Annotated in this window: 15 protein-coding genes; 8 read left to right on the top strand and 7 right to left on the bottom strand. The window is 69.1% G+C overall.

Going from position 1 to position 15,869, the window contains the following annotated elements; genetic code table 11:
* Window positions 1-135 precede the first annotated feature (135 nt).
* The 3 genes from ACOJVU_RS15325 (at window position 136) to ACOJVU_RS15315 (ending at window position 2,829) form a co-directional block, all read left to right on the top strand.
* Window positions 136-282 (top strand): hypothetical protein, encoded by a 147-nt coding sequence (locus tag ACOJVU_RS15325; protein ID WP_421530560.1) that lies wholly within the window; start codon window positions 136-138, stop codon window positions 280-282.
* Between the two features lie 5 nt (window positions 283-287).
* Window positions 288-1,973 (top strand): hypothetical protein, encoded by a 1,686-nt coding sequence (locus ACOJVU_RS15320; protein WP_421530559.1) that lies wholly within the window; start codon window positions 288-290, stop codon window positions 1,971-1,973.
* Between the two features lie 160 nt (window positions 1,974-2,133).
* Window positions 2,134-2,829 (top strand): TetR family transcriptional regulator, encoded by a 696-nt coding sequence (locus ACOJVU_RS15315; RefSeq protein ID WP_421530558.1) that lies wholly within the window; start codon window positions 2,134-2,136, stop codon window positions 2,827-2,829.
* A gap of 40 nt (window positions 2,830-2,869) precedes the next feature.
* Here the strand turns inward: ACOJVU_RS15315 and metG are convergent, their stop codons facing one another.
* The gene (gene metG / locus ACOJVU_RS15310; protein WP_421530557.1) at window positions 2,870-4,426 is read right to left on the bottom strand and encodes a methionine--tRNA ligase; all 1,557 of its coding nucleotides are present in this window, start codon (window positions 4,424-4,426) and stop codon (window positions 2,870-2,872) included.
* A 19-nt stretch (window positions 4,427-4,445) separates the two neighbouring features.
* On the opposite strand from metG, the gene ACOJVU_RS15305 reads away from it, so the two are divergent.
* The 5 genes from ACOJVU_RS15305 (at window position 4,446) to ACOJVU_RS15285 (ending at window position 10,487) form a co-directional block, all read left to right on the top strand.
* Complete coding sequence (locus ACOJVU_RS15305) at window positions 4,446-5,309, top strand: TatD family hydrolase (RefSeq protein WP_421530556.1); 864 nt, start codon at window positions 4,446-4,448, stop codon at window positions 5,307-5,309.
* Window positions 5,310-5,514: 205 nt separating this feature from the next.
* Window positions 5,515-6,603: a transglycosylase family protein gene (locus tag ACOJVU_RS15300; protein WP_421530555.1), complete on the top strand. Its 1,089-nt coding sequence runs from the start codon at window positions 5,515-5,517 to the stop codon at window positions 6,601-6,603.
* Window positions 6,576-7,541, top strand: coding sequence for a 16S rRNA (adenine(1518)-N(6)/adenine(1519)-N(6))-dimethyltransferase RsmA (gene rsmA / locus ACOJVU_RS15295; protein WP_421530576.1), 966 nt, complete (start codon window positions 6,576-6,578; stop codon window positions 7,539-7,541). The genes ACOJVU_RS15300 and rsmA overlap by 28 nt, the downstream gene beginning before the upstream one ends.
* A gap of 77 nt (window positions 7,542-7,618) precedes the next feature.
* Window positions 7,619-8,575, top strand: a complete 957-nt coding sequence (locus ACOJVU_RS15290; RefSeq protein WP_421530575.1) for a 4-(cytidine 5'-diphospho)-2-C-methyl-D-erythritol kinase — start codon at window positions 7,619-7,621, stop codon at window positions 8,573-8,575.
* Between the two features lie 277 nt (window positions 8,576-8,852).
* Entirely contained in the window at window positions 8,853-10,487 is a 1,635-nt protein-coding gene (locus ACOJVU_RS15285; RefSeq protein ID WP_421530554.1) for a fatty acyl-AMP ligase, read from the top strand.
* 88 nt (window positions 10,488-10,575) lie between these two features.
* On the opposite strand, the gene pth is transcribed toward ACOJVU_RS15285, so the two are convergent.
* The 6 genes from pth to glmU all read right to left on the bottom strand — a co-directional run.
* Complete coding sequence (gene pth / locus ACOJVU_RS15280; protein WP_421530553.1) at window positions 10,576-11,151, bottom strand: aminoacyl-tRNA hydrolase; 576 nt, start codon at window positions 11,149-11,151, stop codon at window positions 10,576-10,578.
* Between the two features lie 12 nt (window positions 11,152-11,163).
* Complete coding sequence (locus tag ACOJVU_RS15275; RefSeq protein WP_421530552.1) at window positions 11,164-11,802, bottom strand: 50S ribosomal protein L25/general stress protein Ctc; 639 nt, start codon at window positions 11,800-11,802, stop codon at window positions 11,164-11,166.
* A 139-nt stretch (window positions 11,803-11,941) separates the two neighbouring features.
* Complete coding sequence (locus ACOJVU_RS15270) at window positions 11,942-12,811, bottom strand: oxidoreductase (protein WP_421530551.1); 870 nt, start codon at window positions 12,809-12,811, stop codon at window positions 11,942-11,944.
* Between the two features lie 72 nt (window positions 12,812-12,883).
* The gene (locus tag ACOJVU_RS15265; RefSeq protein ID WP_421530550.1) at window positions 12,884-13,534 is read right to left on the bottom strand and encodes an LpqN/LpqT family lipoprotein; all 651 of its coding nucleotides are present in this window, start codon (window positions 13,532-13,534) and stop codon (window positions 12,884-12,886) included.
* Between the two features lie 86 nt (window positions 13,535-13,620).
* A complete protein-coding gene (locus tag ACOJVU_RS15260) occupies window positions 13,621-14,601 on the bottom strand; it encodes a ribose-phosphate diphosphokinase (protein ID WP_421530549.1) in 981 nt (326 codons plus the stop codon).
* A 103-nt stretch (window positions 14,602-14,704) separates the two neighbouring features.
* The coding region (gene glmU / locus ACOJVU_RS15255; protein WP_421530548.1) for a bifunctional UDP-N-acetylglucosamine diphosphorylase/glucosamine-1-phosphate N-acetyltransferase GlmU at window positions 14,705-15,869 on the bottom strand (1,165 nt) is incomplete at its 5' end.

Raw genomic sequence — 15,869 nt, 5'->3', positions numbered from 1 at the left:
ACGTACCCGCTAGACGGATAATGAAGACGGCGCTCCCGGTGCGTTGCGCATCGAGAGCACTGAGTTTGCAGACGACAACCGACCTGATTGCTTCCGGCGCCCAGCCGGGACAGGTGCTTCGTATCGGAGGAGCCCGTGCCGCGCAGCCTGGACCGCGTCGTGACCGCGGCTGACGCCGGCGCGCGCGAAGCGGTCGCGGCGCCGCAAGCTCTGTCGTCCTCGCGGTGGATGCCGATGCCCTTCCTCGCGGACCGCGAGGCGCTGCCGGTGTTCGCGATCTAGTCCTGGTGTCGAGGTCCGGATTGTTGTTGAGGAATGGCGCGCTGACCGTCGCCGTGTGCACGGCGCTGACCCTGGCCGGGTGCAGTGGTCACCCCGATCCCGGGCCGCTTTCGGCGATGGTCAGCCCGGCCATACCGCCCAGCGTTCAGGAAATCCCGAACCCGCTGCGGGGGCAGTACGAAGATCTGTTGAATCCTCTTTTCCCGCAAGGCAATCCCGCGCAGCAGCGCTATCCGGCATGGCCCGCGTCCTACGACGCCAGTCTGCGCGTCTCCTGGCGGCAGCTGCAGCCCACCGATCCGCGAACGCTTCCACCGGACGCTCCCGACGACCGCAAGTACGACTTCAGCGCGATCGACGACACGCTGACCAAGCTGGCGAACCGCAACATGCGGTTGACTCTCGGCGTGTACGCATTCAGCTCCTGCTGCGGGAACTCGCGCCCCGACAACACCAACATCGCGATCCCCGACTGGATGCGCTCTGCGGCCTCCGCCTATCCCGGACGGCCGAACGGTTCGGCGCCCGGGGTGACCCAGGTGGTGCCGAACTGGAACGACCCCGTCTACCTCGACGCGTTCGGCGGGCTGCTCGCCGCGCTCGGCCGCCGTTACGACGCCGACGAGCGACTCGGCGTTTTCGAGTTCTCCGGGTACGGCGACTTCGGGGAGAACCAGATCGACTACCTGCGCGACGCGCTGGGTGCGCCGGGCCCGTCCCCCGACGAGAGTGCGACCGCCCTGGGCTATTACAGCCAGTTCCGCGATCAGAACATCACCGTCACCTCCATTCACCGGCTGGTCGAGGCGAACGTGGCCGCGTTCCCGCACACGCAATTGGTGGTCGCCGCGCAGAACCCTGAGATCGTGCGCGAACTACTCGCCGAGGACGTCACCAAGAAGCTGTCCGGGCCGGTGGGCATCCGCGCGGACTGCCTGGGGGTGCAGTCGCCCCTGCCCTCGTGGGCGGAGTCCGGCGATTCCCACTACGTCCAGTCCGGCGACGCGGTCATCACGGCGATCAAACAGCGGTTGCTCTCCGCGCCCGTGATCACGCAATGGTGCACGCTGCCCAGCGGCACTGCCCCGCGGTCCTACTACGAAAAGGGCCTGCACGATGTGGTCAGATATCACGTTTCGATGACGTCCAGCATCGACTTTCCCGACCAGGACTCCACGACGGCGATGGACTCCGGCCTGTATCTGCTTTGGGCGCAAGCTAATTCGTCTGCCGGCTACCGCTATTCGGTTGAGGCGCAGCCGGGATCGCAATCCGTGCGCGGCAAGGTGGCCAGCATCTCGGTGGTCTGGACGAACTACGGCTCGGCAGCCACGACCGAGCACTGGGTCCCCGGCTACCGTCTGGTGGACTTCACCGGATCGGTGGTGCGCAGCCTGCCGGCGGCGGTCGACCTCAAGACCCTGGTGCGCGACGACTCCAGTCAATCGCGGCAGGAGGCGGTACCGGTGTCGTCGACCGAATCCGTGCACGTCGACCTGGGGGGCCTGGCGCCCGGGCACTACACGCTTCGCGCCACCGTGGGCTGGCAACAGCACAAACCTGGCGCCTCGCACGTGGTGAACTACGCGCCGATGGCGCTGGCCCGCGACGGCCGGGACGGGTCGGGAATGTATCCGATTGCCACCCTGGACATCCCGCGCGACGCCACGACGCCGGCCGACGACGAGTGACCGCCCGCGCCCGCTGATTCGGCGTGAACGACACGGCAAGTCGATGTGATCGAGGCCTTGGCCCGGCTGCATTGTTAGGCTTACTCCCTCACAACAGGAGACGAGACACCGGGCTGCGTGGATCGGTACAGTCCCACCGAACCCTGGAGGTGTAGCAGCGATGGCGCGTCAAGTTCGATCCGAAGCCACTCGGCGGAGGATCCTCGATGCAGCGATTGACGTGTTCGGTGACGTGGGGTACGCGGCGGCTGCGTGGGGCACGATCATCGAACGGACGGGGATGACCAAGGGAGCCTTGTATCATCACTTCGATTCCAAGGAATCGTTGGCGTCCGCGATCATCGACGAGGGATCGGACGCCCTGTTGGGCGCCTTCCGTCACGTGTGTGGGACTTCTTCGCCGGCGTTGGAGAACATGATCCACGGCACCTTCACGATCGCGACCATGGTGCGATCGGACAAGGTGGCCCGTACTGCTGAGCACTTGATTTGTGCCCTGAGCGGTTTCAATGACTCCGCCACGCGTTTCTGCGCGGGTCTGATCGAACTGATGTCCGCGGAGGCGCAACGGGCAATCGATGAGGGGGACCTCAGATCCGGCCTCGGCCCGGAACGGCTCGGGGAGTCGATCGTCGGTACGATGCTCGGAACGCGCTTGATTTCCAACCTGGTTCGCGCCGACGGCGTCGACGAGGACCTCGTCGGACGAACCGGCCGGATGTGGGACCTGCTGCTCGCCGGTGTCGTCGACGAGAACGCGCTGGCGTACTTCCGTCAATTCCTCGCCCGTGAGGCGCTGCGTCATGCGCAACCGGATGGGTCCGCCACCGGTGTCACGGTGGCCGGAGCCGGCTAGGAGCCGGCTGGGCGCAGGCTGGGAGCAGGCTGGGCCCAGGCTACGCGGGTTCGGATACAGGCTGGTAGCGGGGGAACACCCCCGTCGGGGGCGGTAGCACCGTGCCCGGGGCCAGCCGGGTACCGATGGCGTCGAACCCTCGCCGGTCTTGCGCCTGCCCGAGCAAATCGAGGAGTTTGCCTGCCGATTCGGGCATGATGGGCTGCACCAGCAGCGCCGCGATGCGCACCGCCTCACACGTCGTGTACAGGACAGCACGAAAGCGGGCCTGGTCCGCCTCGGATTCGCTCTTGCGCAGCACCCACGGCTGCTGGGCCGAGAAGTACCTGTTGGCGTCGCCGAGCATCAGCCAGATAGCCTCCAGGGCCAAGTGCATCGCCAGCGCGTCGAAACCGGCGCGCACCCGCTCCAGCAGGCCGTCGGCCGTCGTCAGCAGCTCGGTGTCGGCCGCGGTCGGCTCACCGGGGTCGGGGACCACGCCGCCCAGGTTCTTGGCCACCATCGACAGCGAGCGCTGGGCCAGATTGCCCAGCTCGTTGGCCAGGTCGGTGTTGATCCGCGTCACGATGGCTTCTTCGGTGTAGTTGCCGTCTTGACCGAACGGGACCTCACGCAACAGGAAATAGCGAACCTGATCCACCCCGAATGTGTCCGCCAGCGCCACCGGGTCGACGACGTTGCCCACCGACTTGCTCATCTTTTCGCCCCGATGATGCAGGAACCCATGCGCGCACACCGTTCGGGGAAGCTCGATCCCCGCTGACATCAGGAATGCCGGCCAATACACGGCGTGGAACCGGATGATGTCCTTGCCGATCATGTGCAGATCCGCGGGCCAGTAGCGCCGGAACAGCTCCGCGTCGGTGTCGGGGAAGCCCGCACCGGTCAGGTAGTTGGTGAGCGCGTCGACCCAGACGTACATGACGTGCTTCGGGTCGTCGGGCACCGGCACCCCCCAGTCGAAGGAGGTGCGCGAGATCGAGATGTCTTCCAGTCCGCCGGAGACGAAGCTGACCACCTCGTTGCGCCGCACCTCGGGGGCGATGAAGCCCGGATTGGCGTCGTAGTGGGCCAGCAGCCGTTCCCCGTACGCCGACAGCCGGAAGAAGTAGGACTGCTCCTCGGTCCAGGTCAGTGCGGCGCCGGTTTCGGTCGCCACGCGGGTCCCGTCCTCGAGCAGCTGCGTCTCGGCCTCGAAGAAGAAGCGTTCGTCGCGCACCGAGTACCACCCCGAGTAGTTGTCGAGGTAGATGTCGCCGACCGCCGACATCCGCCGCCAGATCTCCTGGGAGGCGCGGTAGTGGTCGGGATCGGTGGTGCGGATGAACCGGTCGAAGGAGATGTTCAGCGCCTCCTGGACGCGCTGGAACACATCCGAGTTGCGACGCGCCAGCTGCGCGGTGGGGATGCCGGCGGCCGCGGCCGCCTGGGCGACCTTCAGGCCGTGCTCATCGGTTCCGGTCAGGAAACGCACGTCGAAGCCGTCGAGCCGCTTGAACCGGGCGATCGCGTCGGTGGCGATGTACTCGTAAGCGTGACCGACGTGCGGCGCCGCGTTCGGATACGCGATGGCCGTCGTGACGTAGTAGGGCCTCATCGAGAGTCCACCCTATTGTGTGGCCGTGAGCTCTGAGGAACCAGCCGAACGGGAAGCGCCGCCCGCGCCGGCACCGTTGTCCCCCCTGATCGACGCCCATACGCACCTCGACGCCTGCGGGGCCGGTGACGCGGGGGAGGTGACCGCGATCGTCGACCGGGCCGCGGCGGTCGGCGTGGTTGCGGTCGTCACGGTCGCCGACGACCTGGGGTCGGCGCGCTGGGTGACCGGGGCCGCCGGCTGGGACCCGCGCGTCTATGCCGCCGTCGCGCTGCACCCGACCCGCGCGGATGCGCTGACCGAAGCTGCCCGCGCCGAGATCGAGGAATTGGTGGCCCACCCCCGGGTGGTGGCGGTCGGCGAGACCGGCATGGACCTGTACTGGCCCGGGCGCCTGGACGGCTGCGCCGAGCCCGCCGCGCAACGCGAGGCGTTCGCCTGGCACATCGACCTGGCCAAGCGGTGTGGCAAGCCGCTGATGATCCACAACCGCGACGCGGACGCCGCGGTGCTCGACGTGTTGGCCGCCGAAGGCGCTCCCGACGCCGTGATCTTCCACTGCTTCTCGTCGGATGCCGCGATGGCCCGCCGGTGCGTGGACGCCGGCTGGCTGCTCAGCCTGTCCGGGACGGTCAGCTTCCGCAACGCCCGCGCGCTGCGCGAGGCCGTTGCCCTGATCCCGCCCGGGCAGCTGCTGGTGGAGACCGATGCGCCGTTCCTGACGCCGCACCCCTACCGGGGAGCCCCCAACGAGCCCTACTGCCTTCCCTATACTGTTCGGGCGATCGCTGAGTTGGTGGATCGTCCGGCCGAGGAGTTGGCTCGACTGACCACGGGCAACGCTCGTCGGGTCTATGGGCTGGAGCCCGGCGCGGGTTCGTAGTTCCGTAAATTGACGAAGCGGACACGCGGTCCCGGAGTTGCTCAACCGTGGCCGGTTCGTTACCGTCTTGTGATCGTACGGATGGGCCTGTGGGCCCATTTTTCACGTCGAGGTTTCCGGTGAATCAGTTCGTTGAAGTGCTTACAGAGGTCGGGGTAGACGCGCATTGAGTGTTGTGACAAAACTTCACCAGAATCAATCACCGATGTTGCGGCTCGTGGTCGCGGGGCTGCTGTTGGCCGTGGCGGTCGCGGGCGGGATCGCGGTGCGTGCCTGCAAGACCGTGACGCTCAACGTCGACGGCATCGCGATGCGGGTGACGACCATGAAGTCGCGCGTGCTCGACATCGTCCAGGAGAACGGCTTCACGGTCGCCGCGCGCGACGATCTCTATCCCGCCGCTGACGTGCGCGTGAACGACGCCGCCGACATCGTGTTGCGTCGCAGCCGCCCCCTGCAGATCTCGCTGGACGGCCGCGAGTCCAAGCAGTTGTGGACGACGGCATCCACCGTCGACGAGGCGCTCGCCCAGCTCGCGATGACCGACACCGCACCCGCCGCGGCGTCGCGGGGCAGCCGGGTTCCGCTGGCCGGAATGGCGCTGCCGGTCGTCAGCGCCAAGACGGTCGAGATCAGCGACGGCGGCACGACGCACACGGTGCACCTGCCCGCCGCCGACGTCGCCGGGCTGCTGCGGGCCGCCGGCGCTCCGCTGGCCGACAGCGACCAGGTGGTGCCGCCAGCGAGCGCGCCGATCGTCGAGGGCATGCGGGTCGAGGTGACCCGCAACCGGATCGAACGGGTGACCGAACGGATCCCGCTGCTGCCGCCCGCACGTCGCGTCGAGGACCCGGACATGAACATGAGCCGCCAGGTCGTCGAGGATGCCGGCAGCCCGGGCACGCAGGATGTGACGTTCGCGGTGATCACGGTCAACGGTGTCGAGACGGGCCGGCTGCCCGTCGCCAACACCGTGATCACCCCGGCGCGGGAGGCCGTGGTGCGGGTAGGCACCAGACCGGGCACCGAGGTGCCGCCGATCAACCGCGGTTCCGTCTGGGATGCGATCGCGGGCTGCGAGGCCGGCGGGAACTGGGCGATCAACACCGGCAACGGGTACTACGGTGGTGTGCAGTTCGACCAGGGCACCTGGGAACGCAGCGGCGGCCTGCGGTTCGCCCCCCGCGCCGACCTCGCCACCCGGGAAGAGCAGATCGCCGTCGCGGAGGTGACGCGGCAGCGTCAGGGCTGGGGCGCTTGGCCGGTATGCAGCGGCCGGGCGGGTGCCCGCTGACCATCCGGCTACTCGGGCGCACTGAGATCAGGCGGCTGGCCAGGGAACTCGAATTTCGGCCCCGCAAGTCCCTGGGTCAGAACTTCGTTCACGACGCCAACACGGTGCGGCGGGTGGTTGCGGCTTCCGGCGTCGGCCGGTCCGACCATGTCCTGGAGATCGGCCCCGGCCTCGGGTCGCTCACGCTGGCCCTGCTCGACCGTGGCGCGACGGTCACGGCCGTGGAGATCGACCCCGTGCTGGCCGCCCGCCTGCCCCAGACGGTGACCGAACACTCGGACAGCGAGATCCACCGGCTGACGGTGGTCACCCGTGACGTCCTGACCCTCGAGCGGGGTGACCTCGACTCCGAGCCCGCTGCGGTGGTGGCCAATCTGCCCTACAACGTCGCGGTTCCGGCGTTGTTGCATCTGCTCGCCGAATTCCCGTCCGTCCAGGTCGTGACGGTGATGGTGCAGGCCGAGGTGGCCGAACGGCTGGCCGCCGAACCGGGCGGAAAGGACTACGGCGTGCCCAGCGTCAAGGTTCGATTCTTCGGCCGGGTACGCCGCTGCGGCACGGTGCCGCCGACCGTTTTCTGGCCGATTCCCCGCGTCTACTCCGGCTTGATCCGCATCGATCGGCATTCTGACCCGCCGTGGCCGACCGACGCGGCCTTCCGGCAACGCGTCTTCGAACTCGTGGACGTCGCTTTCGCTCAGCGGCGCAAGACGTCCCGCAATTCGTTCGCCGGGTGGGCAGGCTCGGGCAACGAATCGGCGAACCGCCTGCTGGCCGCGAGCATCGATCCCGCGCGCCGCGGTGAGACGTTGTCCGTCGAGGATTTCGTGCGGCTGGTGCAGCGCTCCGGCGGTTCCGCCCACTCCCCGGGCGGCGGAGCGCAGACCGGACCGCGGGCCGGGGTGCCGCAGGTTCCCGGGCCGGGCACCGTCGGCTGAACCGTGTTGACCTCGGGTGGCACCGCCGCGTGTGGCTGGGCGGCTGCAGCGATAGTCTGCTGCGGTGGTTGACGTGGCTGATCATGTCTGACGGCAACACCGCCGCGCAGTGGGTACCGACCGGTTCGGTCACGGTCCGGGTGCCCGGCAAGGTCAACCTGTACCTGGCCGTGGGTGATCGCCGCGAGGACGGCTATCACGAGCTGACGACGGTGTTCCAGGCGCTCTCGCTGATCGACGAGGTGACGGTCCGAAATGCCGACGTGCTGTCGCTCGAGCTTCTCGGCGAGGGCGCCGACACGCTGCCCGCCGACGAGCGCAATCTTGCCTGGCGGGCCGCCGAACTGTTGGCCGAACACGTGGGCCGGGCGCCGGACGTCTCGATCCTGATCGACAAGACCATCCCGGTGGCCGGGGGCATGGCCGGCGGCAGCGCAGACGCGGCGGCGGTGCTGGTCGCCATGAACTCGTTGTGGGAATTGGGTGTGCCCCGCCGCGATCTGCGCATGCTGGCCGCCCAGTTGGGCAGCGATGTACCGTTCGCGCTGCACGGCGGCACCGCACTGGGCACGGGGCGCGGGGAGGAGCTGGCCACCGTGCTGTCCCGCAACACCTTCCACTGGGTGCTGGGATTCGCCGGCCACGGGCTGTCGACCCCTGCGGTGTTCGCCGAGCTCGACCGGCTCAGGGACGCAGGGGACCCGCCTCGGCTGGCCGAGCCCGGACCGGTGCTGGCCGCGCTGGCCGCAGGCGATCCCGCCGGGCTGGCGCCGTTGCTGGGCAACGAGATGCAGGCGGCCGCGGTGAGTCTGCAGCCGGGCCTGCGGCGTGCCCTGCGCGCCGGCGTGGAGGCCGGCGCGCTGACGGGCATCGTGTCCGGTTCCGGGCCGACGTGCGCGTTCCTGTGCGTCTCGGCGGGTTCGGCGGTCGACGTCGGCGCCCAGCTGGCTGGGGCGGGCGTCTGCCGCACCGTGCGCGTTGCCAGCGGCCCGGTGCCCGGCGCGCGCGTGGTGCCGTCGCCCACCGAGGTGTGAAACGAGGTGTGAAATCACACCGAAACGCCGTAAGGGTTTGGAGGTTACTTAAGAGGAGTTTAAGATGGCTCGCGGTGACGAACAGCGGTGAGCAGAATCCCTCCACCCGGCGCTTCGGCGGGCGGGCCGCGATCGCATGCAGGGTCGGCGATCCATCACCGATTCGAGACCTAACCGCTGCCCAACTGTGCTCGCGCGCCGCCTACCACGCGGCGTCCGGCGGGCGGAACATGAAATTCCGGGTCAGGGGTACAGTGCCGGAACCGAGGAGGCTTCTGTGAGCAGGTTTACCGAGAAGATGTACCGGAGCGCCCGCACGGCCACGACCGGCATGGTCACCGGTGAACCCCACGAACCAGTCCGGCACACCTGGGGTGAGGTTCACGAGCGGGCGCGTCGCATCGCGGGCGGCCTGGCCGGGGCCGGCATCGGCCTCGGCGACGCGGTCGGTGTGCTCGCCGGCTTCCCCGTGGAAATCGCACCGACGGCGCAGGGCCTGTGGATGCGCGGGGCCAGCCTGACCATGCTGCACCAGCCGACACCGCGCACCGACCTGGCAGTCTGGACCCGGGACACCATGACGGTCATCGGCATGATCGAGGCCAAGGCGGTCATCGTCTCCGAGCCCTTCCTGGTGGCCGTTCCCGTGCTCGAGGAGAAGGGCATCAAAGTCCTGACCGTCGCCGATCTGCTGGCGTCGGACCCGGCCGACCCCGTCGAGGTCGGCGAGGACAACCTGGCGCTGATGCAGCTGACGTCCGGGTCGACCGGGTCGCCCAAGGCCGTCCAGATCACCCATCGCAACATCTACTCCAACGCCGAGGCGATGTTCATCGGCGCCCAGTACGACGTCGACTCCGACGTCATGGTCAGCTGGCTGCCCTGCTTCCACGACATGGGAATGGTCGGGTTTCTGACGATCCCGATGTACTTCGGCGCGGAACTGGTCAAGGTCACGCCGATGGACTTCCTGCGCGACACGCTGCTGTGGGCCAAGCTCATCGACAAGTACCAGGGCACCATGACCGCGGCGCCCAACTTCGCCTACGCCCTGCTCGCCAAGCGGTTACGCCGCAACGCCAAACCCGGCGACTTCGACCTGTCGAGCCTGCGCTTCGCGCTGTCCGGTGCCGAGCCGGTCGAGCCGGCCGACGTCGAGGACCTGCTGGACGCGGGCCGGCCGTTCGGCCTGAGGTCCTCGGCGATCCTGCCGGCCTACGGCATGGCCGAGACGACGCTGGCCGTGTCGTTCTCGGAGTGCAACGCCGGCCTGGTCGTCGACGAGGTCGATGCCGACCTGCTGGCCGCGCTGCGCCGGGCCGTGCCCGCCGGCAAGGGCAACACGCGGCGGCTGGCCACGCTCGGCCCCCTGCTCAAGGACCTCGAGGCCCGCGTCGTCGACGACGACGGCAACGTGTTGCCCCCGCGCGGCGTCGGTGTCATCGAGCTGCGCGGTGAGTCGTTGACACCCGGTTACCTGACCATGGGCGGGTTCATCCCGGCTCAGGACGAACACGGCTGGTATGACACCGGGGACCTCGGCTACCTCACCGAGGAGGGTCACGTCGTGGTGTGCGGCCGCGTCAAGGACGTCATCATCATGGCGGGCCGCAACATCTACCCCACCGACATCGAGCGCGCCGCCGGCCGCGTCGAGGGGGTGCGGCCCGGCTGCGCCGTCGCGGTGCGCCTGGACGCCGGCCACTCCCGCGAGACGTTCGCCGTCGCGGTCGAGTCCAACGCGTGGCAGGACCCCGACGAGGTGCGCCGAATCGAGCACCAGGTTGCCCACGAGGTGGTGGCCGAGGTCGATGTCCGGCCGCGCAACGTCGTCGTGCTGGGCCCGGGCACCATCCCGAAGACCCCGTCGGGCAAGCTGCGCCGTTCCACGTCGGTCACGCTGGTCACCTAGACGGCCCCAGCAGACGTCGGTCCAGCAGACACAAAAGCTCCTCGCGATCGGCGCGTCGCGGGGTTTTCACGTCTGCTCGCCAAGGGGATTACCAGGCGTGGACCCGGTTTTGCGCGGTTTCCAACCCGAGTTCGATGAGCAGCTCGGTCGCGTCGGCGGCCTGCTCGCAGAGCGTGGGGACTTCGGTGCGTTCGGCGCTGCTGAAGCTTTCCAGCACGAACGCCGCGGGGTCTTTGCGCCCGGGCGGGCGGCCGATTCCGACGCGCACCCGCGCAAACTCCTTGCTCCCCAGCGCTGCCGCCACCGAGCGCAGCCCGTTGTGGCCGCCCTCACCGCCGCCGATCTTGAGCCGGATGCGGCCGAAATCCAGGTCGAGGTCGTCGTGGATGACGACGACGTCGGCCGGGGCCACCGAGTAGAACTTCGCCAGCGGCCCGACCTGGCGCCCGGACTCGTTCATGTAGCAGCGCGGCTTGGCCAGCAACACCGAATGCCCGCCCAGCCGGCCGCTGACCACTTCCGCACCGGAACGCTTGTGCGCCTTGAACTTTGAGCCCAGCCGCGCGGCCAGCAGGTCGGCGACCATGAACCCGATGTTGTGCCGGGTACGTGCGTAGCTGTCTCCGGGATTGCCCAGGCCGACCACGAGTAGCGGTTCGGCCACGTCCCGGGCCGCCTACTCGCCGGCCTCGTCGGGAACCTCGACCTCGGCCGTCTCGGGCGCGGAGACCTCGCCGCCGCCTTCGCCCTCCAACGCCTCGGCGCTCGGCGCGTTCACCACGTTGACCACCAGCAACTCGGGGTCGGAGATCAGGTTGACCCCGGCCGGCAGCGTGATCTGCCCGGCGGTGATCTGGGTACCGGGCTCGACGCCCTCGACGGACACGGTCAGTTGCTCGGGGATCGACGACATGTCGGCCTCGATCTCGACGCTGTTGGTTTCGTGCCGGACCAGGGTGCCGGGCGCGGCGTCACCCTGCACCTCGATGTTGACCTCGACGACGACTTTCTCGCCGCGACGCACGACCACCAGGTCGGCGTGCTGGATGGCGCGGCGGATGGGGTGGATGTCGAGCGCCTTGGTCAGCGCCAGCTGCTCGGTTCCCTCGATGTCGAGGGTGAGGATGGCGTTGGTGCCCGCGTGGCGCAGCACGGCCGCGTAGTCGTGGCCGGGCAGCTCCAGGTGCTGCGGGTCGGCGCCGTGACCGTAGAGAACGGCCGGGATCTTGCCTGCGCGGCGGGCTCGCCGCGACGCGCCCTTGCCGGTCTCGGCCCGCCGCGTGACCGCCAGTCGGTTGGCCGGTGCCTTCGCCATGATGTCGCTCCTGTGTGCTCGTTGCCCGGTTTCGGGGCACGGCCAGGGTCGCGACTGGTGAGTCGGTCTCCGTCGATAACGGGGCTGGTCGGCCAGCCGCCCTCGCCGTGACGCCCGGCCAGGTTAGCGCATCTGCGCCTCAGAGCGGAAATTTGGCGCCGGTCAGCTGCTCGGACAGGTCCCACAGCGCGGTGGCCGTGGCCGCGTCCCGGGCCCGGCGGCTGCGCCCCACGGGCTGCGTCCGGCCGAGGTGGCCGAATCGGGGGCCGACGAACGTGTCGCCCGGCAGGTCTTCGGCGGCCGCGTACAGGGTCTGCCGGGCACCGAAGTCGGCGTCGGTGGCCACCAACCGCGTGGCGGCCGACACGAGCGCGTCGCTGAGCTTGCGGCCGGTGGCTCCCTGCAGGTTGGTGTGCGAATAGCCGGGGTGGGCGGCCAGGGCGCGCAGCGGCGAACCCGCCGAGTCGAGACGTCGCTGCAATTCGCTGGTGAACAGCAGGTTGGCCAGCTTCGACTGGCTGTAGGCCAGCCACGCCGAATAAGGCCGGTTCGTCCAGTTGAGGTCGTCGAGGCTGATGCGGCCCGGCCAGTGCGCCATCGAGGAGACAGTGACCACGCGGTCGGTGAGCTTGGGCAGCAGCAGGTTGGTCAGCGCGAAATGGCCGAGGTGGTTGGTGCCGATCTGGCTTTCGAAGCCGTCGACGGTCAGTGCATAGGGTGCGGCCATGATGCCGGCGTTGTTGATCAGGACGTCTGCTTTGTCGACCCCGTCAGCGAACCGGCGGACTGACGACAGATCCCGAAGGTCGAGCTGGCGCACCTCGAACCGGCCGGCTAGCCGGCGTGCGGCTGCCTCGCCCTTGGCGGTGTTGCGCACGGCCATGACGATCTCGGCGCCAGTGCGGGCCAGCTCGCGGGCCGTCACCGCGCCCAGCCCGCTGGTGGCGCCGGTGACGATCACGGTGCGTCCGGCGAACGACGGCAGGTCTGCGGCGGTCCAGTCGGTCATGGTTTTCAACCTAGCGCCCGACGTCGAACTGCAGCGGAAGAGCCGTGGGCCCGGTGATCCCGCGCCTGCCCGTCACTTCGCCGCGACGACGAAACCGTGGATGATCGCCTCGATGCCGGACGACTCCGCGACCGCCTGGTCGGCCAGGCTGGTGATCGTCAGCTGAACCAGGTAGCGCTGTCCGGCGGGCGGCGAGCCGGTCGCGATGACGATCCGGTTCACACTGTGCAACCGCATGCCGTCGAGGTCGTAGCTGCCCTGGATCATCGACGACGGAAAACCGTGGTAGGGCGCCCCCGAGGCGTCCAGCTGCGTGAAGTTCTCGAACAGCTGCGCGTCGTCGTTGCCGTGCTTGATCACCTGCGCCGCGTCGAAGTCGCCGCGCAGCCGAAACACCACCAGCCGCGCGGTCGGGAACTTGCCGTCCTTGGACAGCATCACCGTCTCCGGCGCGATGTTCGGGCTGGTGAACGACGACCAGCCCGGCGGGGTCGGGATCGACACGGTCAGGTCCGGCAGGGACCCGGGTGCCACCTGCTCGCCGGTGACGCCGATGCTCTGTAGATACTGCGACAGCGGGACGGGTTTTGCGGTAGGCGTGGTGACACTGGTGGTCGGGGTCGTCGACAGGATCGAGCGGAAATCCGGGTTTTTCGGTGCGCAGGCCGCTGCGGCCAGCGCCGCGGCGACTACCGCGAGAAGCCGGATGGCCCGTGCTCTCACAGAATTGCGCGGGTCGACGTCGCCGGCTCGTCGCGCGGCGGGTTGTTCCGGGACGCGACGACCGCCTTCCTCGCCTCAGCGCCCATCTATGCGTCTCCGTCGAAAAGCCCTGTGACTGAACCATTCTCGAAGACGGCGCGGATGGTACTGGCCAGCAGCGGCGCGATCGACAGCACGGTCAGCTGCGGGAAACGCTTGTTGTCGTCGATCGGGAGCGTGTTGGTGACAATCACCTCGCGGGCGCCGCAGCCGGCCAGCCGTTCGGCGGCCGGATCCGAGAGCACACCGTGGGTCGCGGCGATGATCACGTCGGTGGCGCCGTCGTCGTGCAACAGCTTCACCGCGCCGGCGACGGTGCCGCCGGTGTCGATCATGTCGTCGATCAGCACGCAGGTGCGCCCCTCGACCTCGCCGACCACGCGGTTGGACACCACCTGGTTGGGCACCCGCGGGTCGCGGGTCTTGTGGATGAACGCCAGCGGGGCTCCGCCCAGCGCGTCGGCCCACTTCTCGGCGATGCGCACCCGGCCCGAGTCCGGGGAGACCACCACCATGTCGCCGCCGGGGTAGTTGTCCTTGATGTAAGCGGTCAGCAGGTGCTGGCCGCGCATGTGGTCGACGGGTCCGTCGAAGAAACCCTGGATCTGGTCGGTGTGCAGGTCGACGGTCACGATCCGGTCGGCGCCGGCGGTCTTGAGCAGGTCGGCGACCAGCCGCGCGGAGATCGGCTCGCGACCACGGTGCTTCTTGTCCTGCCGGGCGTACGGGTAGAACGGCATGACCGCGGTGATCCGCTTGGCGCTGCCCCGCTTGAGCGCGTCGATCATGATCAGCTGTTCCATCAGCCAGGTGTTCACCGGCATCGGGCACGACTGCAGGACGAACGCGTCGCAGCCGCGCACCGACTCGTTGAAGCGCACGAAGATCTCGCCGTTGGCGAACTCCCGCGCGACCTGGGCGGTGACGTGCACGTCGAGTTCTTTGGCCACCTGCTCGGCCAGCTCGGGATGCGCACGGCCGGAGAAGAGCATCAGGTTCTTGCGGTTATCGGTCCAGTCGTGGCTCACGCTGCTGCCCCCGCCGTTCGGGATCGAATGGGAAGAAGCTTCATCGTACGTAGCGCAGGGTAGTGCTACGTGCACGGGTTGCCCGGAGACGAACTCACCGTGTCTATTCGGGCTCGGACGCCTGGCCGTCCCGGCCGGCCGCCTCCGCGGCGGCCTGTGCGGCCGCGCTGCCCGGCCGCTTGCGCCGTACCCAGCCTTCGATGTTGCGCTGCGGTCCGGCCGAGACCGCCAGCGCCCCGGGGGGGACGTCGTCGCGCACCACCGTGCCGGCGCCGGTGTAGGCCCCGTCGCCGACGGTCACCGGGGCCACGAACATGGTGTCCGAGCCGGTGCGCACGTGCGAGCCGATGGTGGTGCGCCATTTGGATTCGCCGTCGTAGTTGACGAACACGCTGGACGCGCCGATGTTGCTGTGTGCGCCGATGTCGGCGTCGCCGACGTACGTCAGGTGCGGGACCTTGGTGCCGGCGCCGATGGTGGAGTTCTTGGTTTCGACGAACGCGCCCAGCTTGCCGTCCGCTCCCAGCACGGTGCCGGGCCTCAGATACGTGAAGGGCCCGACCGCTGCGCCGTCGCCGATCGAGGACTGGGTGCCGTGGGTGCGCACCACCGCCGCGCCGTCACCGACGGTCACGTCGGTCAGCGTGGTGTCCGGGCCGACGACGCAGCGACTGCCGACCCGGGTGCCGCCGAGCAACTGGGTTCCGGGCTGGATGACGGTGTCGCGGCCGATCGTCACGTCGACGTCGATCCACGTGGTGGCGGGATCGACGATCGTCACCCCGGCCATCTGGTGTGCGGCGACGATGCGGCGGTTGAACTCGGCCCCCAGTTCGGCGAGCTGGACGCGGTTGTTCACCCCGGCGACCAGCGCGCTGTCGTCGACGTGGCGGGCATGCACGGCACGGCCGTCGCGGCGCAGGATGGCCACGGCGTCGGTGAGGTAGAGCTCCTGCTGGGCGTTGTCGGCGCTCAGCCGGCTCAGCGCCCAGCGCAATGCCCCGAGGTCGAAGGCATAGACGCCGGCGTTGACCTCGTGGATCTCCCGCTGCGACGGTGTCGCGTCGGCGTGCTCCACGATTGCGGTCACCTCGTTGTCCTGGGTGCGCAGGATTCGCCCGTAGCCGCTGGGATCGCTCAGCGTGGTGGTCAGCACCGTGACCGCGGCCCCGTGCTCGGGCCCGGCCGTGCCGTGCGCGGCGATCAGGTCGGCCAGGGTGTCGGTATCCAGGAGCGGCGTGTCCCCGGGAGTGACGACGACGATGCCC

Source organism: Mycobacterium sp. THU-M104 (assembly GCF_049197365.1).
GTDB lineage: Bacteria > Actinomycetota > Actinomycetes > Mycobacteriales > Mycobacteriaceae > Mycobacterium.
The sequence above is the reverse complement of the archived record's forward strand: the minus strand, read 5'-3'. Positions and strand labels throughout refer to the sequence as shown.

Excerpts from the sequence above, each read along its gene's own strand:
- ACOJVU_RS15270 (WP_421530551.1), bottom strand. The coding sequence starts at position 12,811 with ATGACCGACTGGACCGCCGCAGACCTGCCGTCGTTCGCCGGACGCACC.
- ACOJVU_RS15300 (WP_421530555.1), top strand. The coding sequence starts at position 5,515 with ATGTTGCGGCTCGTGGTCGCGGGGCTGCTGTTGGCCGTGGCGGTCGCG.
- ACOJVU_RS15315 (WP_421530558.1), top strand. The coding sequence starts at position 2,134 with ATGGCGCGTCAAGTTCGATCCGAAGCCACTCGGCGGAGGATCCTCGAT.
- ACOJVU_RS15275 (WP_421530552.1), bottom strand. The coding sequence starts at position 11,802 with ATGGCGAAGGCACCGGCCAACCGACTGGCGGTCACGCGGCGGGCCGAG.
- metG (WP_421530557.1), bottom strand. The coding sequence starts at position 4,426 with ATGAGGCCCTACTACGTCACGACGGCCATCGCGTATCCGAACGCGGCG.
- rsmA (WP_421530576.1), top strand. The coding sequence starts at position 6,576 with ATGCAGCGGCCGGGCGGGTGCCCGCTGACCATCCGGCTACTCGGGCGC.